The organism is Marinobacter sp. NSM, assembly GCF_052380025.1.
In the GTDB taxonomy this organism is placed as follows: Bacteria; Pseudomonadota; Gammaproteobacteria; order Pseudomonadales; family Oleiphilaceae; genus Marinobacter.
Window position 1 is genome coordinate 382,509 of the sequence record NZ_JBQTCK010000002.1, and the last position, 24,497, is coordinate 407,005.

Sequence of the window (24,497 nt, forward strand, 5' to 3'; positions counted from 1 at the left end):
GCATGATGAATAAACAGACCCTGATCGTGATCGGCAACGGCATGGTTGGCCATCACTTCCTGGAACAGTTCAGCCAGTCCCCAGCGGCCGAGGCGTACCAGGTGATCGTATTCGGTGAGGAGAAACAGCTGGCCTACGACCGGGTGCATCTGTCGGAGTACTTCACCGGTTCCACCCACGCGGACCTCGCTATGGGCACAGCAGACTGGTACTCGGAACAAGGCATTGACCTTCGCCTGAATGAGCCGGTCACCGCCATCGACCGGAACACCCGCGTGGTGGCAACGCCGAAAGGCGCGTACACCTACGATCAACTGGTGCTGGCCACCGGCTCCTATCCGTTTGTACCGCCGATTGAAGGCAACGATCAGGATGGCTGCTTCGTGTACCGCACCCTGGACGATCTGGACGCCATTCAGGCCAGTGCCCAGTCAGCTAAAACCGGTGTCGTGGTCGGCGGCGGCCTGCTGGGGCTGGAAGCAGCAAACGCGCTGAAAAGCCTTGGTTTACAGGCCCACGTGGTGGAGTTTGCCCCGCGCCTGATGCCGGTTCAGCTGGACGATCAGGGCGGCGCCCTGTTACGCCAGAAAATTGAAGACCTTGGTGTGCAGGTTCACACCGAGAAAGCCACCACCGCCATCGTGCCGGGCAGTGGCGCGCGGCTACGGATGAATTTCTCGGATGAGAGCCATCTGGAAACCGACCTGATTGTATTTTCCGCCGGCATTCGCCCCCAGGATGCCCTGGCCCGGGCCTGCGGACTGGAAGTGGGCGAACGCGGCGGGATTGTAATCAACAATCAGTGCGCTACCTCGGACCCTAACATCCACGCCATCGGTGAATGCGCGCTCTGGAACAACTTTGTCTTCGGCCTGGTGGCGCCCGGTTACACCATGGCCCGCACTCTGTCAGCGGCGCTGAACAATGACGCAATTGCGGCCTTCACCGGTGCCGACATGAGCACCAAACTGAAGTTGCTGGGAGTGGATGTGGGCTCCATCGGCGACGCCCATGCCAAGACTCTCGGCGCCCGCAACATCCGCTTTAACGATGAGCAGGCCGGCCACTACCGTCGCATGGTGGTGAGCCAGGACGGCAAGACCCTGTTGGGCGCCATTCTGGTGGGCGATAACGGCCCCTATGACACCCTGCTGCAATACGCCCTCAATGGCATTGAGTTGCCGGCGAACCCGGAAGCACTGATTCTTCCGGAAAGCGAAGGCGGTGCCCCGGCCCTGGGGGCCGATGCCCTGCCGGATACCGCCTCCATCTGTTCCTGCCACAACGTCACCAAGGGCGACATCTGCTGCGCGATTGACGCCGGCTGCACCGATCTGGGCGGCGTGAAGGCTGAAACCAAGGCCAGCAGCGGCTGTGGTGGCTGTGCCGCTTTGCTCAAAAAGGTGGTGGACAGCGAGCTGGAAAAGCGCGGCGTGGAAGTCTGCACGGACTTGTGCGAACACTTCCCCTACACCCGCCAGGAGCTGTTCCATCTGGTGAAGGTAAACGGCATCCGCACCTTCCGGGGCCTGCTCAAGCAATACGGTAAGGGCCAGGGCTGCGATCTCTGCAAACCCACGGTGGGCTCGATTCTGGCTACCTGCTGGAACGAGCACATCCTGGCCACGGACCACGTGCCGCTGCAGGATACCAATGACACCTTCATGGCCAATATGCAGAAGAACGGCACTTACTCGATTGTGCCGCGAATTCCCGGCGGCGAGATCACCCCGGACAAGCTGATCGTTCTGGGCGAGGTGGCCAAGGAGTACAACCTGTACACCAAGATCACCGGCGGTCAGCGGGTGGATCTGTTCGGCGCCACCCTGAGTGAGCTGCCGGAGATCTGGGAGAAATTGATCGCCGCCGGTTTTGAAACCGGCCACGCCTATGGCAAGTCCCTGCGTACGGTGAAGTCCTGCGTGGGCAGCACCTGGTGCCGCTATGGCGTGCAGGACAGCGTGGGCATGGCGATCACCCTGGAGAATCGCTACAAGGGCCTGCGGGCGCCCCACAAGGTGAAGATGGCGGTGTCTGGCTGCACCCGGGAGTGTGCGGAGGCCCAAAGCAAGGATTTCGGGGTGATCGCTACGGAGAAGGGCTGGAACCTGTACGTGTGTGGTAATGGCGGTATGCGGCCGCGGCATGCGGATCTGTTTGCCACGGATCTGTCAGATGAGGAGCTGATCCGGACGATTGACCGGGTGGTGATGTTCTATGTGCGCACGGCGGACCGGCTGCAGCGGACGTCGGTCTGGATGGAGAATCTGGAAGGCGGTCTGGAGTATCTGAAGCAGGTGGTGCTGGAGGACAGCCTCGGTATTGGCGAGGAGCTGGAGCAGCACATGGCGGATCTGGTGGATACCTATCAGTGCGAGTGGAAGACCGCGGTGGAGGATCCGGAGAAGCGTAAACGGTTCCGGGAGTTTGTGAATGCGCCGGAACAGAAAGATCCGGTGCAGCGTTGGACTTCGGAGCGGGGGCAGCGGCGGCCTGTTTTGGATGTGGCTTCTTTGTAGCCTTCTGATTTTGGGGCGGAGCGCGGGGGCCGGATTCATTTTCTTCTGGAAAAAACAACTCGCTTTGCTCAGACATCTTTTTTCCTGCCAGAAAATGAATCCGGCCCCCACGCTCACAAACGTTTGTGGGATAGGCAGCAGACATACATAGGGATTTGGGAGATTTTTTATGAAAGCTCGGACTTGTTGGGAAGCGGTTTGTACGGTGGACGATCTGGTGGCCGATTCCGGGATTGCGGTGTGGACCGAAGATGGCCCTATCGCCGTGTTCTACCTGCCACACCGGTTGCCGGCGTTGTTTGCCATCAGCCATACCGATCCGTTCAGTGGCTCGAACGTGCTGGCCCGGGGGATTACCGGGGATATCAACGGGGAGCCGGTGGTGGCGTCGCCGTTGTATAAACAGCATTTCAGTTTGCGTACCGGACAGTGTCTGGAGGATGACAGTGTGCAGGTGAAAACGTATCCGGCGCTGCTGGACGGCAATCGGATTCGGCTGGAGGTGCCGGTGGCTCAGGCGGCGTCGGTGGCCGCCTGAGGTTCGATCAGGTCAGTTAATGAACTCGACGTTTTCTTCCAGCGGTGCCCTCGGGCTGGTGATCTGGTTGACCGGGCTGTCGGGGTTGGCGTAGCCGATGGCCATGCCGGCGAAGACTTTGCGGTGTTCGGGCAGGCCCAGGAATTCGCTGATGGTTTTCGGGTACACCGACCAAGATTCCTGGGCGCAGCTGTCCAGGCCTTCGGCGCGCAGCAGGAGCATGATGGTTTGCAGAATCATACCCAGATCCGACCACTGGGGCGGGCCCATGTTGTCGTCGACGGTGCAGAACAAGCCCACGGGCGCGCCGAAGAATTCGAAGTTGCGTTTGAACCACTCAAAGCGTGCAACCTTGTCTTCCCTGGGGATGTCGAGCTGTCGGTACATGAGCTCGCCAATCTCGAAGCGGCGGTCGCGGTAGGGTGACTGCAGTTTGGGCGGGTAGATTTCGTATTCCGGCACTTCGTTGAAGCCTTTGCTGACTTTCTCCCGCATCAGGTTTTTCAGGCGGGCCAGGGCGTCGCCGGTCACTACGTGCAGGTGCCAGGGTTGCAGGTTGCCGCCGGAAGGCGCTCGGGTGGCGGTTTCGATCATTTTGCGAAGGGTGGCCTCGGAGACCGGGGTGTCCAGGAAATCCCGAACGGACTTACGGGACTGGACGGCTTGTTGTACATCCATTGAAGACAGCTCCCAAAAACGTCGTTGTTGTTTGAACAGGCTCAGACTGTGGCCCAGTATGGAGGCCGTTTCAGAGCTTGACCACCCTCACTGGCGGGTTTAGTCTCCGGCAACATTACAAGACCAATTGAAGGTTCCCGGGTCATGGAAGATCACAGTCAGTTTCGCCTGCTGTCAGAGCGACGGTTCCTGCCGTTTTTTGTGACCCAGTTTGCCGGGGCATTCAACGACAACCTGTTCAAGAACGCCTTGCTGTTGCTGGTCACTTACACCGCCGGGGGCCTGTTCGGTTTGTCGGCGAATGTGGTGGTCAACCTCGCCGCCATGCTGTTTATCCTGCCGTTCTTTCTGTTCTCCGCCATTGCCGGCCAGATGGCGGACCGGTTCGAGAAGTCTACCGTGATCCGCTGGATCAAGTTTGCCGAGGTGGTGATCATGGGCGTCGCCGCTGTCGGGCTCTGGTTCGGGTGGTACGAGATGTTGTTCCTGCTGTTGTTCCTCACCGGTGTGCAATCGGCCTTTTTCGGACCGGTAAAATACGCCATTCTGCCTCAGGCCCTGAAGGATTCGGAGCTGGTGGGTGGCAACGCGCTGGTGGAGATGGGCACCTTTGTGGCCATACTGGTGGGCACTCTGATGGCCGGCGTGATGATGAAAGCTCCGGTGCCGGGCCCGGTGATCGCGGTGGCCGTTGCGTTGCTTGCCGTCGCAGGCCTGATCGCCGCGCTGCGTATTCCCAAGGCAGAGGCGGCCGCGCCGGATCTGAGGATTCATTTCCGCCCACTCCGGGAAACCTGGAAGCTGATGGCCATCGCCCGGGAAAACCACAATGTGTTCCTGAGCATTCTGGCCATCTCCTGGTTCTGGTTTCTCGGCGCCGCCTACCTGACCCAGTTCCCCAACTTTGCCAAAACCCACCTGATGGGCGACGAAACCGTGGTCACCATCCTGCTGGCGATTTTCACCATTGGCATTGCCGCCGGCTCCATTGCCTGTGAGCGGCTGTCCGGCCACAAGATTGAGCTGGGCATTGTGCCCATCGGCTCCCTCGGGCTCAGTTTCTTCGGTATTGACCTGTACTTCAACATGCCCGAGCAGCCCATACCCTCCGACTGGTGGATGATCATCACCGACCCCCATTACCGTCAGGTGGCCATCGACTTGCTGGCCATCGGCATCTTTGGCGGGCTGTTTATCGTGCCGCTGTATGCCTATGTTCAGCGAGAAGCCTCGCCAGACACCCGGGCGCGGGTGATCGCCGCCCTCAACATTTTTAACGCCCTGTTCATGGTGATCAGTGCCCTGCTGGCCATGCTGATGCTGGGTGTGATCGGGCTGAGCATTCCCGAGTTTTTCCTGGTGCTGTCGATCATGAACCTGATCGTGGCGGGCTTTGTTTACCAACAGGTGCCGGATTTTGCCCTGCGCTTTGTGATCTGGGTACTGTCCCACACCGTTTACCGGGTCAGCCATCATCACCTGGACCGGATCCCCGAAGAAGGGCCAGCGCTGCTGGTCTGTAACCACGTGTCCTACATGGATGCCCTGGTGATTGCCGGTGCCGTGCGCAGGCCGGTGCGCTTTGTGATGGACCACAACATCTTTTCCACCCCCATCATGGGCAGTTTCTTCCGACTGGCCAAGACCATCCCCATTGGTCCTAAATCCAAAGTCCCGGAGATCTACGAAGCGGCCTTTGACCGCATTGATGAGGAGCTGGCCGCGGGCCATCTGGTGTGCATCTTCCCGGAAGGCAAACTGACCAAAGACGGCGAGGTGGATACTTTCAAATCTGGCGTAGACATGATTCTGCAGCGCCGGCCGGTCACCGTCGTGCCAATGGCACTGAGAGGCCTGTGGGGCAGCTTCTTCAGCCACTGCGGCGGCCCGGCGTTCAGCCACCTGCCTAAGCGTTTCTGGTCCAGAATACATCTTCTGGCCGACTACCCCGTCGCCCCGGAGCAGGCCGCTGCACCGTTGCTGGAGGAAAAAGTCAAAGCCTTGCGGGGTGACCATCGCTAATACCACCTGCCGCGTAATCGCCGGGCTAACACAGCGTAGGGTTAATAAAGTCAATCAAGCCCGGGCCGACTTGCGCTAGTATCGACCCATAGATCAATAACAAGGATTGCGCTGTGAAACCTCTGAGCCCCACCGATCAACTGTTTCTCTGGCTGGAAAAGCGCCAGCAACCCATGCACGTGGGTGGTCTCCAGCTGTTTTCCTTCCCGGAAGGCGCGCCGGATGATTACGTGGCCCAACTCGCAGACCAGTTGAGAACCCAGCACCGCGTGACCAGGCCCTTCGACCAACGGCTGAGTTACAAACTGGGGCAACCGATGTGGGTGGAGGATGAACATCTCGACCTGGAGCATCACTTCCGCTTTGAAGCGCTGCCCACCCCCGGCCGTATCCGGGAGCTGTTGTCGTTTGTCTCCGCCGAGCATTCCCACCTGATGGATCGGGAACGGCCGATGTGGGAGGTACATCTGATTGAGGGCCTGAAAGACCGGCAATTCGCGATCTACACCAAGATTCACCACTCCCTGGTGGATGGTGTGTCCGCCATGCGCATGGCCACCCGGATGCTGAGTGAAGACCCCACCGAAATGGGCCTGCCGCCGATCTGGGCCTTACCCCCCAGGCAAAGGGCCGAACGGGACGATAACAGCCCGTCCCTGTGGCGCAGCGTTGCGCATTTACTGGGCAGCTCCGGAAAACAGCTGGGCACCATTCCCACGGTGGCGAAGGAATTGCTGAAAACGGTCAACCAGGCCCGCAAAGACCCCGCCTACGATTCCATTTTCCATGCGCCCCGCAGCATGTTGAATCAGAAGATCACCGGTTCAAGGCGCTTCGCCGCGCAATCCTACTGCCTGACTCGGATCAAGGCGGTGTGCGAGGCCTCCGGCACCACGGTGAATGATGTGGTCACGGCCATGTGTGCCTCGGCTCTGCGTACCTATCTGATGAACCAGGATGCCTTGCCGGCAAAACCCTTGATCGCCTTCGTGCCCGTCTCCCTGCACCGGGACGACAGCTCCGACGGCAATCAGGTGGGTGTCATCCTCGCTAACCTGCACACGGACGAGAACGATGCCGGTCAACGATTGCTGAAAATCCATCACGGCATGCAGGAAGCCAAAGACCGCTACCGCCATATGTCGTCTGAAGAAATCATCAACTACACCGCCCTGACCCTGGCGCCCGCCGCCTTCCATCTGCTGACGGGGATGGCGCCCAACTGGCAGACGTTTAATGTGGTGATTTCCAACGTGCCCGGGCCACCCTCCCCCCGTTACTGGAATGGCGCCAAGCTGGAGGGCATGTACCCGGTGTCCATCGCCATGGACCGCCTGGCCCTGAACATGACCCTGACCAGCTACAACGGCCAGGTAGAATTCGGCCTGATTGGCTGCCGAAGAACCCTGCCCAGCCTGCAGCGGATGCTGGATTACCTGGAAGACGGCCTGGTAGAGCTGGAAGCGGCCGCGGGCCTGTAATCAGCCGATCTGGTCGGCGTGATTGCGTTCCGAGATCTGGCTGTTCAGGGTCCAGAAATCGTACAGCACACCTATCAGGAACAGACCGCCGGTAAGCAGGTAGATGATGCCGGTGATCCACTTGCCCATGTACATGCGGTGTACGCCGAACACACCCAGGAAGGTGAGCAGTATCCAGCTGATGTTGTAGCTGATATTGCCTTCCTGGAAGCGCTTGTCGGCCTGGCGGTCCATGCTGGGGATCAGGAACAGGTCGATGATCCAGCCAATGAGGAACAGCCCGAAGGTGAAGAACCAGATGGTGCCGGTGATGGGTTTGCCGTAGTAAAAGCGGTGGGAGCCGAGGAATCCGAAGATCCAGAGCAGGTAGCCGATGATTTTGCTGTGGGTGTCTGGTTGTCCGTTCATCTTGGTTCCTTTTTTTGGCTTTAACTCCGGCCCTAGCCTGTGGGTTTTGGGGGCGGGACTGGGGAGGTGGGATTATTTTTCCCTTGGAAAAAACAACTCGCTTCGCTCAGACATCTTTTTTCTGGCGGGAAAAATAATCCCACCTCCCCGTCCGTCACAATATCGGGGCATAGGCGGGGAAAGACAACTGCGAAAACCAATACAGAACACTGAAAAGAACGCTCAAAAACCGCTATGTGTTAATAGATACACCTTCTAAAACGTCAGCAGGGCGTGGGGTGGTCACGCTCCCAACCCAAAGGCGCAACAAACAAACTATCAAGGCCCCACCTCCGGAGCCGGATCAACCCCACCCTCACGAAACTCGGACGCCGACTTCCCGGTCCACTTGCGAAATGCCCGGCTGAAGTTGGACAAGTCTGCGTAGCCCAGCTCATAGGCGATCTCGCTGACCGACTGATTGGTATAACGCAACAGCTGGATCGCCCGGTCTTTCAGTACCGCCTCGACGATTTCGCGGTAACTGGTGTCTTTCTCCGCCAATCGGCGCTTGAGCGTTCGGGACGACACACAGAAACGCTCCGCCATGGCTTCCAGGGACGGCAGCGGCCCGGGCGTCATGCGCAGCATGTTGCGAATCGCGAGCACGATATCGCCCTGTTCCTTAAGCGCTTTCTGCAGCTCAAACTCGCACTGGTCCCGGGCCATGCGGGAGGCTTCGGCGTCGGCCAGGCGCATGCGAACATCGAGAAGCTTGCGGGGGAACACCAGCATTTCCTCTGGCTGGCCGTACTCAAAGCGCACCGGTAACTGGCTGGCAAACCGGGCGTAGTAAGCCGGCTCCGGGCCGGACAGGCGTACCGAGACGCCCGGCAGCTTGCCGTCCTCCAGGGCAAAGCCCCGGCTTTCGGCGTCGGCACGGTCCAGTAGTTGTTCGGTTAACAGGATCAGGGTGGCACTGACGGTTTCGGCCAGAAATCCATACAAGCCCGGCACGTCGAATTCGGTGCATAGCTGCACCAGCACCTGATCACCGGCCAGGGACTGTTTCATGCTCAGGAACGGGGCCCGCAGTTGCAGGTAGCGGCGAACGGAATCCAGCGCGCCCTCAAAGGTGGGGCTGGTCAGGGCAGCGAATCCCAGGGTGCCGTGAATGGTTAACCGCAGTTCCTTGGCTAAGTGGAAGCTAAGGCCATCCTTTCCGGCCAGCTCCAGGGCGCGCTGGGCCATCAGAATGGCATCGGTCACGAAGATGCGGCTGTCGTTGGCTTTGAGGTCGTCCGCCGTGAAATTCAGCCCCTGGTAAAGGGCACGGTCGTTGTGGCCAAGCTGGCGCACCGTTTCACCCAGTACCCGCAGGTAAACGCCAGGTACCAGGAACAGCCCCAGCATTTGTCGTTCTTTGTCTGCACTGGTTGATGCCATGCCATGTCCCTGATTGATATTTGTCGTGTTTCTGACTCTATCAGAAGCCACCGCCACTGGCAGTGGGGCGGCTCGCACCGATTTACCTGTCTCCCGGGCCAATTGTGCGGCGCTTTTTGTCCCAATGTGAACGACAGCCGTCCCAACCTCGCATTCTGTAACGCCGTTGACTCCTCCACACTGAAGCCATGACATCAGCCAAAGCGTTCAATCGCAGAGGAGTACAGACATGCTGACAACAACTCAAACAGACAAGCAAAACAAGGTTTCACATACACCGGACAATGTCTCGATCAAGCCGCAGCGCATGGGCTTTGAATTTGGAGAACAGGTACCCCGGTACTGGTTGGATAACAATTACCTGATCAGTCATACCATGAACGCGCTGTCGGTGCTGTTCCCCGAGGGCGAGCAGTTCTTTGTGGATTCGGTACGGGCATTCCGCGATCAGATTCAGGACAAGAAACTGAAGGATGAGGTTCGGGGCTTTATTGGCCAGGAAGCCATGCATTCTTTGGAACACATTGCCATGAACCAGCATGTACGTGACCAGGGTATGCCGGTGGAAGAGATGGAGCGGGATCTCAAAGTCATCCTGGATGTCGCCCGCAAGCTGCCCAAGCGTCATCAGCTGGCCATTACCTGTGCCCTGGAGCACATCACGGCGATGATGGCGGATATGCTGCTGGAGCGGGACGATGTGCGCGAAGACATGCACGAATCCATGCGCCCGCTGTGGGTATGGCACGCCATCGAGGAGACCGAACACAAGGCGGTGGCCTACGATGTCTTCCAGCAGGCTGGCGGCACCTACGCCGAGCGGGCGTTCTATCAGGTGTTCAGCACGGTCGCACTGGGCATTGTCGGCACCTGGTACACGGGCCGTATGGTGATGCATGATCGCAAGCATTTCTCGTTGAAGGATGCCGCCAAGGGCATGTGGCGCATGTGGGGCAAGGACGGGGCGTTTTCCAGCCTGATTCCGACCTGGCTGGAGTACTTTAAGCCTGGTTTCCATCCTTGGGACAAGGACAACAGTGAGGTGATTGGGCGGTTCAAGGCGGAGATCGAGGGTTATATTGCGCCGCAGTATAAGAATGGCAATCGGCGGACCTTGCAGTAAGGTCTGCCGCTCAGCGTGACTCCGGGGGGTCTGGAGTTACGCTGGCGAGCGGGTTGGGAGGGCTTTCCTTCCGGAAAAAACAACTCGCTGCGCTCAGACATCTTTTTTTCTGCAGGAAAGCCCTCCCAACCCACTCTCCTGCTTGACTGGGCTTTGTGCTCTGGGCTCTTTTTGGCCCGGAGTGTTATTTTCCGCCTGCCGCTATCACTTCTCCCTTTTTCCACAGCCGCCACTCGCCTGGCTGGTAGACATCCCACTGTTCATCACTCGTTAGGGGTTCGGTGACAATGACGCTGACGATGTCGTTGGGGGTGGTTTCGGATTCGAAATCGACGGTCACGTCGGCGTCTTTTAGGCGAGCCGGGCCGAAGGGGGCTCGGCGGGTGATGCTGGCCATTTTGGTGGTGCAGTAGGTGAACAGCCAGTCGCCGTTACTCAGCAGCAGGTTGAATACGCCTTCGCGGGCGTAGGTTTGTGACAGGCGCACCAGTCTCTCGACCACTTCCTCCGGAGGTGCATTGCGGTCACAGTGACTGCGCAGGTGGTTGAGGATGTCGCAGAACAGGGCTTCGCTGTCGGTGTCGCCCACCGGCTCGTAGAACCCCTCTGCGGCCCGAAAGTTGGAGAGCTGGCCGTTGTGGGCGAAGACCCAGTAGCGGCCCCAGAGTTCGCGGATAAATGGGTGAGTGTTGGCCAGGCAGATTTCGCCGACGTTGGCCTGGCGGATGTGGCAGATGGCCACTTCGCTTTTGATTGGGTGGGTCTGGACCACTTCGGCCAGGCGGGAGCTGGCGCTGGCGTCGGAATCGTGGAAGCTGCGAACGCCCTTTCCTTCATAGAAGGATACGCCCCAGCCGTCTTTGTGGGGGCCGGTTTCGCCACCACGGCGGGTCAGACCGGTGAAGCTGAAACACAGGTCGGTGGGGGTGTTGGCGCTCATGGCCAGCAGTTCGCACATGGTGAATTCGGTCCTTGGCTATCGATGCTGTCCGCCCTAGGATAACCGATTCAGACCGTACCTCCAGCCACGGTTTTTTCGCTCCGGTCACGGTGTATTGGTCCCGCAGGGGCCACCCGATTTCGCCCGGCGCGTTTGCCGGTGTAAAGGCAGCGGTCGGCGACACAGAACAGGGTTTCGGCGTCCTGGCCATGGTCAGGCCACTGGGCAATGCCGAACGACGCCGTCACCCGGATACCGGCCTCACCGTAGCGTAGCTCCCGGCCGGCAATACGCTCTCGCAGTTCGTCCATCAGTTCAAAGGCGTCTGCGGGTTTTACGTCCCGCAGGATCAAACCGAACTCTTCACCACCAAGACGGCCTACGGAGTCAGTGGCACGCAGGCGTTCGCTCAGACACTGGCCGATGTTGCGCAGCACGTGATCACCGGCATCATGGCCCAGTGTGTCGTTCACCAGCTTGAAATGGTCGATGTCCATCACCACCAGCGCAAACCCGCTGCCGTTGCGCTCGCATTCGGCAATCGTGCGGGCCAGGGTGGACTGGAAATTAGCCCGGTTAGCCAGTCCGGTCAGGGCATCGGTCTGGGCCATGTCCACCAGCCGTTGCTCGGCCTCCTCCCGGCGCTCCTCGTACATATGCATGAACACTTGCATAAGCACGCCGCACAACACCATGTTCAGCAGATCAATCATGCCGTGGGCGGTACCGACGGTTTCCAGGAAGAAGTAGTAGACAACAAGGCCGACAACCATGAACGGCACGCTCAGGATCATGCCTTCGCATTTACCCAGCAGCAAATAGGCCAGCACCGGCATCATCAACACCCAGACAAACGCCGCGATGGAGGCATCCGGCAACAACATGATGACAATAAAGAATGAGAAGATGGCCACCAGGTAGGCGTAGATCCACTGCTGCAGGTGGGGCGTGGTCTTCAGCCGTTGCGCGCCGAAGAACAGAAGGCCGCTGGCAAGCAGTTCAATGGCAGACACCCAGGGGAATCCGTTGAAAAACTGAAGCACAGCAAACACCACCAGTGCGGAACCGGTGACAAAAAACAGTAATCTTGCGAGTGTACGGCGGTGGTTGTCCCGCAAACCGGAGCGGCTGTGTTCCAGCGCCGCGCCCAGATCGGGATGCTTTGGCGTATTCATGCTGACTCTTCCCTGGATCAGCCTCAGAGTATAGCCCTTGAAGACTGGTTGTAAAATAAGCAATCGGTATTCAAGGGCCGGGGGTTAGAACCGATCAGACGTACAGGTTCTTTCTGGAGAAACGCTCCACCAGTGGCTGATAGGCAGAGCCCAACAGGCGGTTGATGGCATCAATGCCCCAGGCATCCGGGCCCACCAGGATGCGGGATTCGTTCTTCAAAATGCCTTTGACGATGATTTCGGCCGCCTTGTCCGGGGTGGTCATGGCCAGCTTGTCGAAGCCCTTACGCTGGGCGTCGGCGTTTTCGGACTTGCCCATACGAGCGGCGTTGGCAATGTTGGTACGAATGCCACCCGGGTGCACACAGCTGACATGCACCGGCTGGTTCTCCAGCTTCATTTCCTGGCGCAGGGATTCGGTGAAGCCACGAACGGCAAACTTGGCGGCGTTATAGGCGCTTTGCTTGGGCACGCCAATCAGGCCAAAAACGCTGGAGATGTTCACCACGTGGCCGTCGCCGGAGGCGATCAGATGAGGCAAAAAGGCCCGTGTGCCGTGGGCAACGCCCCAGAAATCGATGTCCATGACCCACTTGAAGTCGTCGTCAGTCATTTCCCGCACCGTGGCAGACAGCGCCACACCCGCGTTGTTGATCACCAGGTTTACCTGGCCGAAATCTGCCTTCACCTGTTCGGCGTGGGCGTAGATCTCGTCACGGTCAGAGACGTCCAGGCGGTAGGTTTTCACACGGTTCTTGTCCAGGGTGGCGACGGTTTCCGCCAGGCCAGCTTCGTTGACATCCGACAGCGCCAGGCGGCAGCCCCGGGCTGCCAGGGCATGGGCCAGGGCACGGCCAATGCCGGAACCTGCACCGGTCACCACGGCGACTTTGTTTTTCAGATCTTTCATGGCGGGAGCCTCTTGTTGTGGTCTTCCAATTAAAGCAGCGTCTGCATACTTCGCCACTTTAGAGGCGCGCCAGCACCAAACCTATGGCACTGGACTCCGCGCGGTGCCGGCAGTCGGGCCAGTGGGGGCGCTATCCCAGCAGGTTATCCAGAGGCTGGTCATAACCCGGCGCGAACACCTCCAGAAAGTACTGGACCTCGGGTAGCCCGTCGGCATCCAGGCGGGACCTGATCTGGACCTCGGCAGGAACGAACTCCGGATTTCCCGCGCGGATTTCCGCCCGGCATTTAAGCCAGGCCGACAACCGGTCCGCCGCCTTGATCAGCTCTTTTTCTTCCGCCGCCAGCCGGGATTCCCTCAGGTAAGGGGAGAAGTCGTCCCGCAAGTCATCCGGCAGCAGCGCAAGCAGCTCGGCTTCCGCCTTATGTTCAATGTCACCGAAGGCTTCCCGCATCACTTTCGAATGATATTTCACCGGTGTCGGCATATCGCCGGTGATCACCTCGGTGGCATCGTGGTAAAGCGCGGCAGCCGCGATGCGGTCCGCGTTGACCTGGCCGTCAAAGTGCCGGTTGCGGATCAGCGCCAGGGCGTGGGCGATGGTGGCCACTTCCCAGGAATGGGTGGCGACGTTTTCTTCGATGGCATTACGCATCAGGCCCCAGCGCTTGATCCAGCGCAAGCGGGAAACATAGGCAAAGAAGTGGCTGGCAGTGCGCTGTGTCAGACTGGCCATAGAACTACCTGATTCGATTAGAATTAACGGACGTTCAGCGTGAGCTGCACGGTGACAAGCCCCTGTTCATCGGTAACGGCCTGGCGGGACGGCTCCAGGGTGAACAGCTGGGCCGGGTCTACTTCATGGGTTTCCTGCAGCAGGCGGCGTACCGCCAGCCCGCGGTTGGTAGCCAGTTGCCCCAGGGCCTCTGGCGGCAGCGGGCGCTCACCCTCACGCCAGGCTTGTTGTGCCTGGGCCCAGGCTTCGTCGTTCAGTTCCTCACCCCGGGCTTCCATCCGGGCGCGCAGTAGCGCCAGAGCGTCAGCTTCCGGATTCACGCCGCCGCGAACGTTCAGCACCAGCTCAGGGCGCTCTCTCAAAGCCTTTGCCAGGGCCGACAGTTTGGCAGCCTCACCCTCTGCCAACTCAACGCTACCCGGCACAAAACTGACCTCGCCCAGGTCTTCACTACTGAAGCCCGCCAGATCCGCCAGGGAGCCCAACATGCTGAAGGGGGATGCAGCGGCTTTCACCAGCAGGTTCACAAAGGCGCGCATGACGATCTGGCCGACCCGAAATTCCGGATCGGCAATATCACCCTGCACCGGCAAGTCGACCTCAATGACGCCACGGCGGTCGGTCAGCAGCGCGAGGCCGAGCTTGACCGGCGCGCTGATGGCCTCATCACTCGGTACGGCCTGACCCAGTTCCATACGGTCCAGCACCAGCCGATTTGAGGCTTTCAGACGGGTGCCGGTGAATTCATAGTCCAGATTCATTTTGAGCTTGCCCGAGTCGACGGCGTAGCCCAGGTATCGGCCGAAGTAGGGTGACAATACCGGCAACGCCAGATCCTCCATGGCCAGGCGAATGTCGCTGGTGCCCTCGGTGCCCAATGCGCCCAGCGTGCCTTCAAAGGTGACGGGGGCAACGCCTGCGAGCCGGCCCTTGAGGTTCACCCGTCCTTGCTGTGGCGGCACATTACTGATGCCGCTGACCGCACCGGTGAGGTTATCAAAGTTGGTACTGAACGGCGGCTCCAGTGTGCGATCGGAATAACCGACGGCCCCGTCTTCAACCACCAGTTCATTGATCCGGAAAACAAACTCTGGTTCGCCGGAGCTGGCTTCGGGGCCGGTCGGTTGCGCTGATGCAGGCTCACGACCGGTATCGGGCTGCCCGCGAACGATCCGGGCCAGATTGTGTACGCCATCAAGTGAGCGAACAACGTTCAGCGAGGGCCGTGCCAGGGTTACCGTGCCGATTTCCAGCCTGGGCGGGTAAACATTGAATTCGATAGGCGCCAGGCGCAGGGTACGCCAGGCCAACATGGAAGCCTCGCCATCAGGCAGCCTTAAATCCAGGTTTGCGACCTCGCCGGTGCCGCTGAACGTACCGGTCATCGGATCGTCCTGGCTGTCCAGGTCCAGGTTGCCATCAAAACTCAACTCACCGCTGGCCAACGCCAGGTTGGCCGCTTGCTGAAGGTATGGCTCAATCACCGCAAGCACAAGATCGGAACCGGATACTGCCGCCTCCAGCGTGAACGGCGCCGGTGTCAACTGGCCGTTGGCGGCGACACGACCACCACTGGCAAGCGCTGAACTAAGCCGGTAGCTGACCGGTTCACCCAGGCGATCCGATAAACCGCCCACGGTTATGTCCAGATCCACCAGTTCCAGCTCCGCGGCTTTCTGTGGCACCTGATCCCGCCAGCGCACCCGCCCGTCAGTCAGCTCAAAACCCTGAACCGACCAGCGAAACGCCGGTACGCCGGTGTCCGGTTGCTCGCCCTGGCCTTTATCGGCAGTGGCTTCTGGCATAGTTGCCAGCCAGTCAATCTGGCCCTCGTTGTTGCGGGCGGCGGCCATAAAGGGTTGATCGACTGTGACCATACCCACAAGGGCTTCTCCGGCAGTCAGATCAAAACTGATACCGTCAACCTGAATACCGGAAGTGGTCAAGGCCGGTTCCTCATCCCCGGCATCCAGGGCCAGGGCAAGGTTCTGAACCGTCAGCTTGCCCCGGGAAGTGATCAACTCAAACCGCTCACCGCCCGCCAACTGATAATGGGACTCGATGGTCACATTGCCATCCCGTAACTGCCACGGCAGATACGGCGACAGAAAATGCGCCAGGGTGTCATGGCGCAACTCAGACACTTTCAGACGGCCCTCGGAGTACAGTGGTGTAACGCTCAGCTCGCCGTCCCACTCAATGGTCTGGTCACCCAGGGCAGCGATCACTGAATACTGACTGCCACCGGTCTCCCGTGGCCAGGTGGCCAGCTCGTTGATGGACAGGTCAAGCGGGGTAACACGGAACTCTGCCGGCTCCGCCTGACTGAAATCCCGGAACAGCAACTCGCCGCCATCGATCGCCAGGTGCTGGAAGTACAGCTTGGGTATCGCGCCTGCCTCATCCTCTGCTTCGGCTGCGGGCTCCTGTGCAGGCTCATCTGGCCGGGAGGCCTGCCAGTCGCGGGCAAAGTTGATGCTGTAGTCATCCAACAGATCCAGCCGGATGTGCGGCTCCTGCAGGCGAATGTCCTGGAAATGGACGATCCCCCGGAACAGAGGAAAGAAACCCAGATTTACAAACAGGCGATCAAACCCGACCACTTTTTCACCGGCAAGGTCGTCCGCAGACAACCCCGTTATATCCAGGGTCAGGGTGAAGGGGTTTACCTGAACGTCCGACAACTCAGCCTGCCAGCCCATCTGCTGGTCCAGCTGTTCCGGCAAAGTCTTTTCGAGCCACCAGGGCAAAGCCAAAAAGCCTGCGAGGGCGTACAAGCCAAACAGAACGACCGCTGCAATAGCCAGGTTGCTGGGCAAACGACTAGGGGAACGACTCCGGGCCACGAAACTCTCCTTGATCGAGGGCGAACACACGGGGCTGCCTGCACCCCCTGCCTGACACTAGGATAGTCCGCCCGACAGTCCTTTGTCAGCCGCTGACACGCCAACGTGAACCCGTTATGCTTGAATGCCGTACCTGTAGACACTTAGCGGGTTACGCAGCAAGACGAGGAGAGGTGAATGGACATCGGCGATATGCGTCGGGATTTTGAAAGTGAGGGGCTGGACAGGGAACACCTGAATGACGATCCGGTAGCCCAGTTCCAGGCCTGGTTTAACGATGCCCGCAATGCCGGGATTCTGGAACCCAACGCCATGTCACTTGCCACCACCGGCTCTGACCAGATGCCGGACTTGCGCACCGTGCTACTGAAATACTTTGATAGCCAAGGCTTTGTTTTCTACACCAACTACGGCAGCCGCAAGGCCAGAGAACTGGACGAAAACCCAAGGGCTGCGTTGCTGTTCCCCTGGATTGGTCTGAACCGCCAGGTACGCATTCAGGGAAAAGTAGAGAAAGTCAGTAAGGCGGAATCCGTCAGGTACTTCGCCTCCAGACCCCGCGGCAGCCAGCTTGGCGCCTGGGTTTCTGAACAGAGCAAGGCCATTACCTCAAGGGGGCTGCTGGAACAGAAGGTGGCGGAGATGAAACGCAAGTTCAGCTCCGGTGAAATACCCTTACCCAGCTTCTGGGGCGGCTATCGGGTGGTGCCGGAACACATTGAGTTCTGGCAGGGGCGGCCAAGCCGACTTCACGACCGTTTTGAATACGTGAGAGAGGGCAATGGCTGGACCATCCAACGACTCCAACCCTGATCGGCCCAGCATCTGGCTGTGCCACCAGATCAACCGGGATGTTCCTGAGGCTCCGGCCTGGATGACCGATTTCGAGGCTGAAACACTGGCTCAGCTGGTGGGTACTCGCCGTCAGGAGTTCCTGACCAGCCGCTGGCTGCTCAGGCAAAGCCTTGCGCAAACCAGCGGCCTGGCACCGGAACACTGCCTGCCGGTAAACGGGCGCCCGAAACGCACAGTCAACCCAGAAGGCCAGTATCTGTCATTGAGCCACAGCCAGGGGCTCTGCGCGGTGGCCACCAACACCAGTCAGTTGGGCATCGACATTGAGCCAAGCCAACGCAAGCCGGATTGGGTCGCCGTTGCCAGACGCTGGTTCTCCCCCATCGAACAGGAGTGGCTGTTTCGCGCCGATGACCCCTTCAATTTCCTAAAAGTATGGACACTGAAAGAAGCCTGGCTCAAGGCAACCGATCGTGGCATTGCCGGTAACCTGCAGACCCTTGAAGTTCGCAACCAGTTTGAGCTCTATGGCGATCAGCCCGACCAGACCTGGCTGGCCAGTTGCTTCTACGTGGAGGGTTTTCTGGTAACGTTGGTCTATCGAGGCAGGGATCAGGGCGGTCCGGGCAGTTGGCCCGGCATCACCCTGCTGGAACCACCCCCGGATGACTACAACCTGTCGCTGGCGGGCACCCAGGAAGCAAGTTGGGAACCCATATTCCACAGGGTCATCCGGTCAAAGCGATAACCGGGACTCACTGTTATGACCCAAGATAGCGAACGCTGCCCCTGGTGTGGCACCGACCCACTCTACGTGCATTACCACGACACCGTCTGGGGCCGCCCGGAGCACGATGACCAGGCGCTGTTTGAAAAGCTGTGCCTGGACGGCCAGCAGGCAGGTTTGAGCTGGATCACCATCCTGCGAAAGCAACAGAGCTATCGCGACGCCTATGCCGACTTTGATCCGGAAACCGTCGCCCGCTTTACCGAGCAAGACCAGCAACGCCTGCTGCAGAACCCGGGCATCATCCGTAATCGACTAAAAGTACGTTCGGTGATCAACAATGCCCGACGCTACCTTGAACTGCAGGAACAGGGCATTGGCTTTTCCTCGTTCCTCTGGCAGTTCGTTGATCACCAGCCAATCCAGAACACCTGGCAGCGTTTCGAGAAAGTTCCGGCGATCACCAAAGAATCCGAGGCCATGTCCAGGGCCCTGAAGAAAGCAGGCTTCACGTTCGTTGGCCCGACCATTGTCTACGCCTTCATGCAGGCCACGGGCATGGTGAATGATCATCTGGTTCAATGCCCGGCCTATCAGGCCTGCTTTGAGATGTCACAATGATCTTACCGGAGCGGTTGCACGTAAATCCCTGGGTAACACCACTTCGGGAGCCAATCCGTGCGCATCACCCTCAACCAACTCATGAATCTCGAGCAGCCGGTTATTGAACTGCTGGAGATCATTTCACTGGAAGGCCAGCATTATATGGCCAGACTGCACGGGCCAGATGGCCTGATGCTGTTGTCTGACGACAAAGGGCAAACACGCCTGTTTCGTAGCGCCTGGCAACTGCAGGACACCCTGAGCGATCTGGACGTGCGTGAAACCCAGATTGTTCACCCGTCCGCCTACCATGAAATGGTGGGTATGGAGCCAACAGAAATTGAACCCATGCGGATACAGGTTCAGAGGCAACGGTCGTGATTGCAGTTGCCCGTCTCGCCATCCTGGTCGGCATAGCCGGCCTGATACCGTTTCTTGCAGGAACCGCCGGCCTGTTTGCGATGCCGGGGAAAAGCATCATCATCCTGAGCTGGTTCTACGCGTACAGTGCGGGCATTCTCGCGTTCATGGCCGGCATTTACTGGACCATCGCACTGCAATTGGAGAACCGGGCCTACCCCCAGTCACCACTGGTGTCGATGTTGCTCAGCCAATTGTTTTTCGTCGCCGCCGGCGTAGGGCTGCTATTACAAACGCCCCACAAGATTGCCCTGTACACCACCGCCTACCTGCTGCTGTACATCGTCGACGCTCGCTGGATGCGGCCCTACTGGCCGGTATGGTATCTGCGACTGCGCCTGGTGCTGACTACCGTGGTACTGGCCTGCCAGGTGACCGTCGGCGTATGGTTCTATCTTGGTCACGGTGCCTGAGGTCAGGCACCGTTGTTCGGCTCCGAAAACCACTGTTGCAGTTTCTTTATCGCGGTCTTCTCTATCTGTCTTACCCGCTCACGGCTGATTCCCAACTGATCCGACAGGGTTTGCAGTGTCTCCGGTTCGGATACACCCAGCCCGTAGCGTCGGGACAGAATATCCCTCTCCCGCTCAGTCAACTGACCCATCATGGCCTGCAAGGTAATCTGTCGGTCCCGCTGCCGCAATGGATGGTCCGGAGACATGGTTTCGCCACTGGCGAGGCTGTCGCCCAGGGTAATGGTACCATCTTCAAGCAAAGGCACATCGGTGGACACTTCCCGGGCGGCCAGCGCTCTCAGTTCGCCGATCCGCGAGGGCGAGGCCTCCATGGCTTTGGCCAGCTCGGTCTGCGATGGCGTGCGCCCCAGGGCCTGGTGTAATCGCATGGAGGTTTTCTGGAGCTGACGTATTTCCTCGACGACGTTCTCCGGTGTGTGCACTACCCGCACGCCACGCTGCAGGCAACGGCGCACCTCCTCGCTGATCCACCAGTAAGCATAGGTTGAAAAACGAAAACCCTTAGCCGGGTCGTATCGTTCAACCGCCTTGATCAAACCCACATTGGCGTCCTGGACCAGGTCTGACATGGGGATACCGTGCTGGCTGTAACGGCGGGCGATGTGCACCGCCAACCTCAGGTTGCACTGTATCAGCCGGCGCCGGCAGGCCATGGCCAGGTGATAGGCCCGGCGACAGCGGCTGGAGAAGGCACAGGCGTCGCCCAGGCTACCAACCACTTCCCGAAGGGTTTGTGGTGTGTCATCGGGCAAACAGAGTTCCTGGCTGATCACCCTTAAACTGCGAATCAGCTGCCGCGCCAGGCGGCGCTCCGCATCATCACTGAGAAGTTCATGTCGGGACGCATCCCTGAAGTACAACCCTACCAGGGAATCCCTTTCACCATCGTGGGGAAGAGTCGGAGACGGTCCCTGCCGATCATGTATCTGCATTGGCTAAGGTACCCGTTGAAACTTTGTCGAATATACGGTGAGGTCGGGCGGGCAGATTGCCCTGGAAGGCGTGGAAAACCGATACAAACGAGCGGGGAAGTGAGGAGATCGGTCACGCCCGGCCATGTTACTTACCCGGTGAAAAACACCGGGCAAAACGGCCGACCGGGCGCCCGATCAGGAGGCAAGACGTCCTCCATTACCCACCGGCAAAGCGACCGGTTTTGCCGGCGGGTAATTCTTCAGGTGGTTGAAGCCGCCACAATGGCGTACTCGTGATTGTGGGGTTCAATCAGAGCACCGTGCAGGGCCACAATCGCCTGGTTGTAGTGGTCCTCTTCAATCACAAACTGGATATCCACCTGGCGCATACACTGGTGAATCGCCAGAACGCTGATATCCTGGTCCGCCAGCGATTTTACAGAGCGTGCCAGGATACCCGGCACCTTCATATCACTGCCGATGGCAGACACCAGGGCCACTTTGCGGGTACTGATCTCGGCATTGGGGAATTCTTCCTCCAGCGCCTTGACCACACGCTTCACATGCTTGAGCGTGGTGTCCACATAATGGGTAATGGTGTTGGCGTTGGTGTCCTTGGACATGAAGCGCACTTTGAAGCGATTCAGCACATCCAGAATACGGCGGTCGGAGCCCGGCTCGCCCTGCATGTCCTGATCGAACACTTCGATGGCGAACACGCCCTTGGCGCCGGCCACGATTTCCACCTGCGGCTTTTCACTGACGTAATCGCCGGTGATCAGCGTGCCAGTGTGCTCGGGCTCGAAGGTGTTCATCACCCGCAGTGGAATCTCATTCTGGCGCAGGCCCTTACCGGCGCGGGGGTGGATGGCCTCCATCCCCAGGTTGGCCAGCTGGTCGGCAACGTCGTAGTTGGTGCGCCCCAGGGGGACCACTTTCTCTTCGCCCACGATATTGGGGTCAGCAGAACTCAGGTGGTATTCCTTGTGAATAATGGCTTCACGGGCATTGGTGATCACCGCCACCCGGCTGAAAGTCATCTCGCTGTAACCCCGGTCGAAGGTGCGCATCAAGCCTTCCTTGCACTGGGCATAACCGGTGACAATCGGCAGCTCGCGAGTCAGATCTACGTTGTCGAACGCCTGCTTGAGCTTCTCGTCCAGCGGCAGCAACTCGCTGTCGCGCCAGCCGGTCAGATCCACAAAACGAGCGTTGATGCCTTCCTGCTGCAGCTTCAACGCCGTGTTGAAGGCACTGTGGGCTTCGCCGATACCGGCGAGCATTTCCCGGACCGTGAGCAGGTGCTCTTCCAGCTGGAACTGACCATAGGAACACAGGCGCTGGAGGTCAATCAGACAGCCACGAACCCCTTCAATGCGGTCGGTAATGAACTGGTCGGCCTGTTGCTTGAGCATCGGGTCTTCGAACAGTTCGCCGTTGATGTCAGTCAGGAACTGGATCAGTTTGGTGAGGTCGTCGCCCCAGGCCCAGTCCGATTCGGCATCGGCAAACAGGGCATAGACACCCGGCTCGCCGGTTTTCTTGTGTTCCAGCAGCTCGTTGGTCACGCCACCGTATGCGGAGACCACGAAAATACGCTGATAGAGGTCGCTCTTCTTGCGCTTGGCAATAATGATGTTGTCGCGAACGGCCTCGTAGTTACTCATGGACGTACCGCCGATTTTCTCGACGGTGTGTTGTGCCGTAGTCATGTTGTCGCCTTTGCTATCCTGCGGAATGTAAGTGTGGGATGGCGGGCGTCTTACGACGCCTCGCTGACACCTTCCTGCATGATTTCATCAACACTCTCGGCCAGGATGCTCGCACCCAGGCGCAGATCGTCCTCGCTGGTGGTCAGAGGCATCAGGCACTTGATGACTTCGTCGTTCGGACCACTGGTTTCGATGATCAGGCCTTTCTGGAATGCTCGCTTGGTGATCGGGCCAGTCAGGTCCGCATGTTTGGCTTCAATACCACGCATCAGGCCACGGCCTTTCATCTTGAACTCACCGGGGTACTTGTCGCAGATCGCCTGCAGGGCATCACCCAGCACCTTGGTCTTGGCTTTTACCTCATTGGCGAAGGCATCGTCCTTCCAGTAGGTTTCAACGGCGGCACGGGCGGTCACGAAGGCCATGTTGTTACCACGGAAGGTACCGTTGTGCTCACCGGATTCCCACACGTCCAGCTCCGGCTTGAACAGCACCAGCGCCATCGGCAGTCCGTAGCCACTCAGGGACTTGGACACCGTCACGATGTCCGGCTTGATGCCGGCAAACTCAAAGCTGAAGAACTCACCGGTACGGCCGTTACCGGCCTGGATGTCGTCTACAATCAGCAGAATGTCGTGCTTTTTGCAAAGCTCGGACAAGCCTTTCAGCCACTCGGCACGCGCAGCATTCAGGCCGCCTTCTCCCTGAACGGCCTCAACGATGACCGCCGCTGGCAATTCAACGCCAGAAGAGCTGTCTGATAGCACTTTATCCATAATGGTCAGGGTATCAACGTCTTCACCCAGATAGCCGTCGTAGAACATGAAGTCGACGTGGCCAAGGGGAATACCGACTCCACCCCGGTGATGTTCGTTACCGGTTGCGGCAACCGCACCGGTGGTCACACCGTGGAAGCCGTTGGTGAAGGAAATGATGTTGGTACGGCCCTTCACCTTGCGCGCCAGCTTCATCGCCGCTTCCACACAGTTGGTACCGGTGGGGCCGGTGAACTGCATCTTGTAGTCCAGGCCACGGGGATCCAGGATGTACTTTTTGTACGCTTCCATGAAATCGTGCTTGGCGGTGGTGAACAGGTCCAGACCCTGGCTGACACCGTCTGCCTCGATGTACTCAAGCAGGGCTTTCTTCAGGATGTCGTTGTTGTGGCCGTAGTTCAGGGAACCGGCACCGGCCAGGAAGTCCAGGTACTGCTTGCCGTCCTCGGTGTACAGATGCGCGTTCTTGGCGCGGTTGAAAATAACCGGAAAGGCACGGGAATAAACGCGTACTTCAGATTCAGTGGACTTGAAAATTTCCATTGTCTTGCCTCTTAGCATGTCAGGTTCGAGGTAAATGCGCGGGGCGCCTGCTAGTAAAACGTGTCGGTCGCAACAGGCCCACCGTGCGTTGATGTCAGCCTTGAGGCAGGCCCACCCCGGGTGGCCTGCCGGCTGTTTCAGATTCGCGAACGGCGATTCACTGGCTGTGAATCAGGGCTCTCAGACAGGTTTCGTGAAAGGCCCGATGCGCAGCAGGAACTCGGAATCGTGCTTGCCGCCAAAGTGGGTCTCTTTCTCGAAGTGCTCGTGATAGGTGAGCTCGGCTCCCAGATCACGTGCAAAAGAGCGGAACAGCGCCCAGGAGGCCTCATTGTCTTCGGTAATCGTGGTTTCCAGATGCGTGACGTTCTTGCACGCTTCGCGACCCACAATTTCCTTCAGCATCCGCTTGGCGAGGCCCTGTCCACGACCTTTCTCGTGAACCGCCACCTGCCAGACAAACACGCTCTCGGGCTGTTGGGGAGGGATGTATCCGGAGATAAAGCCGACCAGATCGCCTTCCTTCTCCGCGGCCACGCCGGTCTCGGCAAAGTGGCTGCACTGCAACAGGTTGCAGTAAATCGAGTTGGGGTCCAGCGGCGGGCATTCCGCTACCAGCTGGTGGAGCCTGTAGCCATCATCCTTGGTGGGTTTGCGCAAGGCGATGGCGCTGGTATTCGATCCTTCTGATGTCATAACGTGATCAATTCGCTTCAAAAGTTAGAGTTGA

22 protein-coding genes are annotated in these 24,497 nt (G+C 59.0%); 10 read left to right on the forward strand and 12 right to left on the reverse strand.

Annotated elements, in window-relative coordinates; genetic code table 11:
* The first annotated feature begins 5 nt into the window (after nt 1-5).
* Together nirB and nirD are read left to right on the forward strand one after the other, a co-directional pair.
* The gene (gene nirB, locus ACTZWX_RS05850; protein ID WP_444713421.1) at nt 6-2,519 is read left to right on the forward strand and encodes a nitrite reductase large subunit NirB; all 2,514 of its coding nucleotides are present in this window, start codon (nt 6-8) and stop codon (nt 2,517-2,519) included.
* Between the two features lie 169 nt (nt 2,520-2,688).
* Entirely contained in the window at nt 2,689-3,057 is a 369-nt protein-coding gene (nirD, locus tag ACTZWX_RS05855) for a nitrite reductase small subunit NirD (RefSeq protein WP_444713135.1), read from the forward strand.
* A 12-nt stretch (nt 3,058-3,069) separates the two neighbouring features.
* Here the strand turns inward: nirD and ACTZWX_RS05860 are convergent, their stop codons facing one another.
* On the reverse strand, nt 3,070-3,735 hold the full coding sequence (locus tag ACTZWX_RS05860; protein WP_444713136.1) for a nitroreductase: 666 nt from the start codon (nt 3,733-3,735) through the stop codon (nt 3,070-3,072).
* Nucleotides 3,736-3,879: 144 nt separating this feature from the next.
* On the opposite strand from ACTZWX_RS05860, the gene ACTZWX_RS05865 reads away from it, so the two are divergent.
* Nucleotides 3,880-5,757: an MFS transporter gene (locus ACTZWX_RS05865; RefSeq protein ID WP_444713137.1), complete on the forward strand. Its 1,878-nt coding sequence runs from the start codon at nt 3,880-3,882 to the stop codon at nt 5,755-5,757.
* Between the two features lie 113 nt (nt 5,758-5,870).
* Nucleotides 5,871-7,238, forward strand: a complete 1,368-nt coding sequence (locus ACTZWX_RS05870; protein WP_444713138.1) for a WS/DGAT/MGAT family O-acyltransferase — start codon at nt 5,871-5,873, stop codon at nt 7,236-7,238.
* Here the strand turns inward: ACTZWX_RS05870 and ACTZWX_RS05875 are convergent, their stop codons facing one another.
* Together ACTZWX_RS05875 and ACTZWX_RS05880 are read right to left on the reverse strand one after the other, a co-directional pair.
* The gene (locus ACTZWX_RS05875; RefSeq protein ID WP_061331279.1) at nt 7,239-7,646 is read right to left on the reverse strand and encodes an NINE protein; all 408 of its coding nucleotides are present in this window, start codon (nt 7,644-7,646) and stop codon (nt 7,239-7,241) included.
* A 318-nt stretch (nt 7,647-7,964) separates the two neighbouring features.
* A complete protein-coding gene (locus ACTZWX_RS05880; protein ID WP_444713139.1) occupies nt 7,965-9,071 on the reverse strand; it encodes a helix-turn-helix domain-containing protein in 1,107 nt (368 codons plus the stop codon).
* Between the two features lie 229 nt (nt 9,072-9,300).
* On the opposite strand from ACTZWX_RS05880, the gene ACTZWX_RS05885 reads away from it, so the two are divergent.
* Nucleotides 9,301-10,194, forward strand: a complete 894-nt coding sequence (locus tag ACTZWX_RS05885) for a metal-dependent hydrolase (RefSeq protein WP_444713140.1) — start codon at nt 9,301-9,303, stop codon at nt 10,192-10,194.
* Nucleotides 10,195-10,378: 184 nt separating this feature from the next.
* Here ACTZWX_RS05885 and ACTZWX_RS05890 read toward each other — a convergent pair whose 3' ends face one another.
* From ACTZWX_RS05890 to ACTZWX_RS05910, 5 genes are all read right to left on the reverse strand, one after another.
* Nucleotides 10,379-11,152, reverse strand: a complete 774-nt coding sequence (locus ACTZWX_RS05890) for a class II glutamine amidotransferase (RefSeq protein ID WP_444713141.1) — start codon at nt 11,150-11,152, stop codon at nt 10,379-10,381.
* Between the two features lie 50 nt (nt 11,153-11,202).
* A complete protein-coding gene (locus ACTZWX_RS05895; protein WP_444713142.1) occupies nt 11,203-12,309 on the reverse strand; it encodes a GGDEF domain-containing protein in 1,107 nt (368 codons plus the stop codon).
* Between the two features lie 94 nt (nt 12,310-12,403).
* Complete coding sequence (locus ACTZWX_RS05900) at nt 12,404-13,219, reverse strand: SDR family NAD(P)-dependent oxidoreductase (RefSeq protein WP_058092851.1); 816 nt, start codon at nt 13,217-13,219, stop codon at nt 12,404-12,406.
* A gap of 130 nt (nt 13,220-13,349) precedes the next feature.
* On the reverse strand, nt 13,350-13,955 hold the full coding sequence (gene yfbR, locus ACTZWX_RS05905) for a 5'-deoxynucleotidase (protein WP_444713143.1): 606 nt from the start codon (nt 13,953-13,955) through the stop codon (nt 13,350-13,352).
* Nucleotides 13,956-13,978: 23 nt separating this feature from the next.
* Nucleotides 13,979-16,801, reverse strand: a complete 2,823-nt coding sequence (locus tag ACTZWX_RS05910; RefSeq protein WP_444713144.1) for a DUF748 domain-containing protein — start codon at nt 16,799-16,801, stop codon at nt 13,979-13,981.
* Between the two features lie 177 nt (nt 16,802-16,978).
* Here ACTZWX_RS05910 and pdxH point away from each other — a divergent pair, with 177 nt between their 5' ends.
* Genes pdxH through ACTZWX_RS05935 form a run of 5 tightly spaced genes read left to right on the forward strand, consistent with a single transcriptional unit; the run spans nt 16,979 to nt 19,759 of the window.
* On the forward strand, nt 16,979-17,614 hold the full coding sequence (gene pdxH / locus ACTZWX_RS05915) for a pyridoxamine 5'-phosphate oxidase (protein ID WP_444713145.1): 636 nt from the start codon (nt 16,979-16,981) through the stop codon (nt 17,612-17,614).
* Nucleotides 17,583-18,344: a 4'-phosphopantetheinyl transferase family protein gene (locus ACTZWX_RS05920; RefSeq protein ID WP_444713146.1), complete on the forward strand. Its 762-nt coding sequence runs from the start codon at nt 17,583-17,585 to the stop codon at nt 18,342-18,344. Before pdxH ends, ACTZWX_RS05920 begins: the two co-directional genes overlap by 32 nt.
* Before the next feature lie 15 nt (nt 18,345-18,359).
* A complete protein-coding gene (locus ACTZWX_RS05925) occupies nt 18,360-18,944 on the forward strand; it encodes a DNA-3-methyladenine glycosylase I (RefSeq protein WP_444713147.1) in 585 nt (194 codons plus the stop codon).
* A gap of 57 nt (nt 18,945-19,001) precedes the next feature.
* A complete protein-coding gene (locus ACTZWX_RS05930; RefSeq protein ID WP_444713148.1) occupies nt 19,002-19,307 on the forward strand; it encodes a DUF6482 family protein in 306 nt (101 codons plus the stop codon).
* Complete coding sequence (locus ACTZWX_RS05935) at nt 19,304-19,759, forward strand: DUF3429 domain-containing protein (protein ID WP_444713149.1); 456 nt, start codon at nt 19,304-19,306, stop codon at nt 19,757-19,759. The genes ACTZWX_RS05930 and ACTZWX_RS05935 overlap by 4 nt, the downstream gene beginning before the upstream one ends.
* Nucleotides 19,760-19,761: 2 nt before the next feature.
* Here ACTZWX_RS05935 and ACTZWX_RS05940 read toward each other — a convergent pair whose 3' ends face one another.
* The 4 genes from ACTZWX_RS05940 to ectA form a co-directional block, all read right to left on the reverse strand.
* Nucleotides 19,762-20,754, reverse strand: a complete 993-nt coding sequence (locus tag ACTZWX_RS05940) for a sigma-70 family RNA polymerase sigma factor (protein WP_444713150.1) — start codon at nt 20,752-20,754, stop codon at nt 19,762-19,764.
* 242 nt (nt 20,755-20,996) lie between these two features.
* On the reverse strand, nt 20,997-22,448 hold the full coding sequence (locus tag ACTZWX_RS05945) for an aspartate kinase (RefSeq protein WP_058092860.1): 1,452 nt from the start codon (nt 22,446-22,448) through the stop codon (nt 20,997-20,999).
* A gap of 50 nt (nt 22,449-22,498) precedes the next feature.
* On the reverse strand, nt 22,499-23,767 hold the full coding sequence (gene ectB / locus ACTZWX_RS05950) for a diaminobutyrate--2-oxoglutarate transaminase (protein ID WP_342631590.1): 1,269 nt from the start codon (nt 23,765-23,767) through the stop codon (nt 22,499-22,501).
* Nucleotides 23,768-23,947: 180 nt separating this feature from the next.
* On the reverse strand, nt 23,948-24,463 hold the full coding sequence (gene ectA, locus ACTZWX_RS05955; protein WP_444713151.1) for a diaminobutyrate acetyltransferase: 516 nt from the start codon (nt 24,461-24,463) through the stop codon (nt 23,948-23,950).
* Nucleotides 24,464-24,497: the final 34 nt, after the last annotated feature.

Excerpts from the sequence above, each read along its gene's own strand:
- ACTZWX_RS05920 (WP_444713146.1), top strand. The coding sequence starts at position 17,583 with ATGGCTGGACCATCCAACGACTCCAACCCTGATCGGCCCAGCATCTGG.
- ectA (WP_444713151.1), bottom strand. The coding sequence starts at position 24,463 with ATGACATCAGAAGGATCGAATACCAGCGCCATCGCCTTGCGCAAACCC.
- nirD (WP_444713135.1), top strand. The coding sequence starts at position 2,689 with ATGAAAGCTCGGACTTGTTGGGAAGCGGTTTGTACGGTGGACGATCTG.
- ACTZWX_RS05860 (WP_444713136.1), bottom strand. The coding sequence starts at position 3,735 with ATGGATGTACAACAAGCCGTCCAGTCCCGTAAGTCCGTTCGGGATTTC.
- ectB (WP_342631590.1), bottom strand. The coding sequence starts at position 23,767 with ATGGAAATTTTCAAGTCCACTGAATCTGAAGTACGCGTTTATTCCCGT.
- ACTZWX_RS05900 (WP_058092851.1), bottom strand. The coding sequence starts at position 13,219 with ATGAAAGATCTGAAAAACAAAGTCGCCGTGGTGACCGGTGCAGGTTCC.
- ACTZWX_RS05940 (WP_444713150.1), bottom strand. The coding sequence starts at position 20,754 with ATGCAGATACATGATCGGCAGGGACCGTCTCCGACTCTTCCCCACGAT.
- pdxH (WP_444713145.1), top strand. The coding sequence starts at position 16,979 with ATGGACATCGGCGATATGCGTCGGGATTTTGAAAGTGAGGGGCTGGAC.
- ACTZWX_RS05865 (WP_444713137.1), top strand. The coding sequence starts at position 3,880 with ATGGAAGATCACAGTCAGTTTCGCCTGCTGTCAGAGCGACGGTTCCTG.
- ACTZWX_RS05890 (WP_444713141.1), bottom strand. The coding sequence starts at position 11,152 with ATGTGCGAACTGCTGGCCATGAGCGCCAACACCCCCACCGACCTGTGT.
- ACTZWX_RS05895 (WP_444713142.1), bottom strand. The coding sequence starts at position 12,309 with ATGAATACGCCAAAGCATCCCGATCTGGGCGCGGCGCTGGAACACAGC.
- nirB (WP_444713421.1), top strand. The coding sequence starts at position 6 with ATGAATAAACAGACCCTGATCGTGATCGGCAACGGCATGGTTGGCCAT.
- yfbR (WP_444713143.1), bottom strand. The coding sequence starts at position 13,955 with ATGGCCAGTCTGACACAGCGCACTGCCAGCCACTTCTTTGCCTATGTT.
- ACTZWX_RS05875 (WP_061331279.1), bottom strand. The coding sequence starts at position 7,646 with ATGAACGGACAACCAGACACCCACAGCAAAATCATCGGCTACCTGCTC.
- ACTZWX_RS05945 (WP_058092860.1), bottom strand. The coding sequence starts at position 22,448 with ATGACTACGGCACAACACACCGTCGAGAAAATCGGCGGTACGTCCATG.
- ACTZWX_RS05880 (WP_444713139.1), bottom strand. The coding sequence starts at position 9,071 with ATGGCATCAACCAGTGCAGACAAAGAACGACAAATGCTGGGGCTGTTC.
- ACTZWX_RS05925 (WP_444713147.1), top strand. The coding sequence starts at position 18,360 with ATGACCCAAGATAGCGAACGCTGCCCCTGGTGTGGCACCGACCCACTC.
- ACTZWX_RS05885 (WP_444713140.1), top strand. The coding sequence starts at position 9,301 with ATGCTGACAACAACTCAAACAGACAAGCAAAACAAGGTTTCACATACA.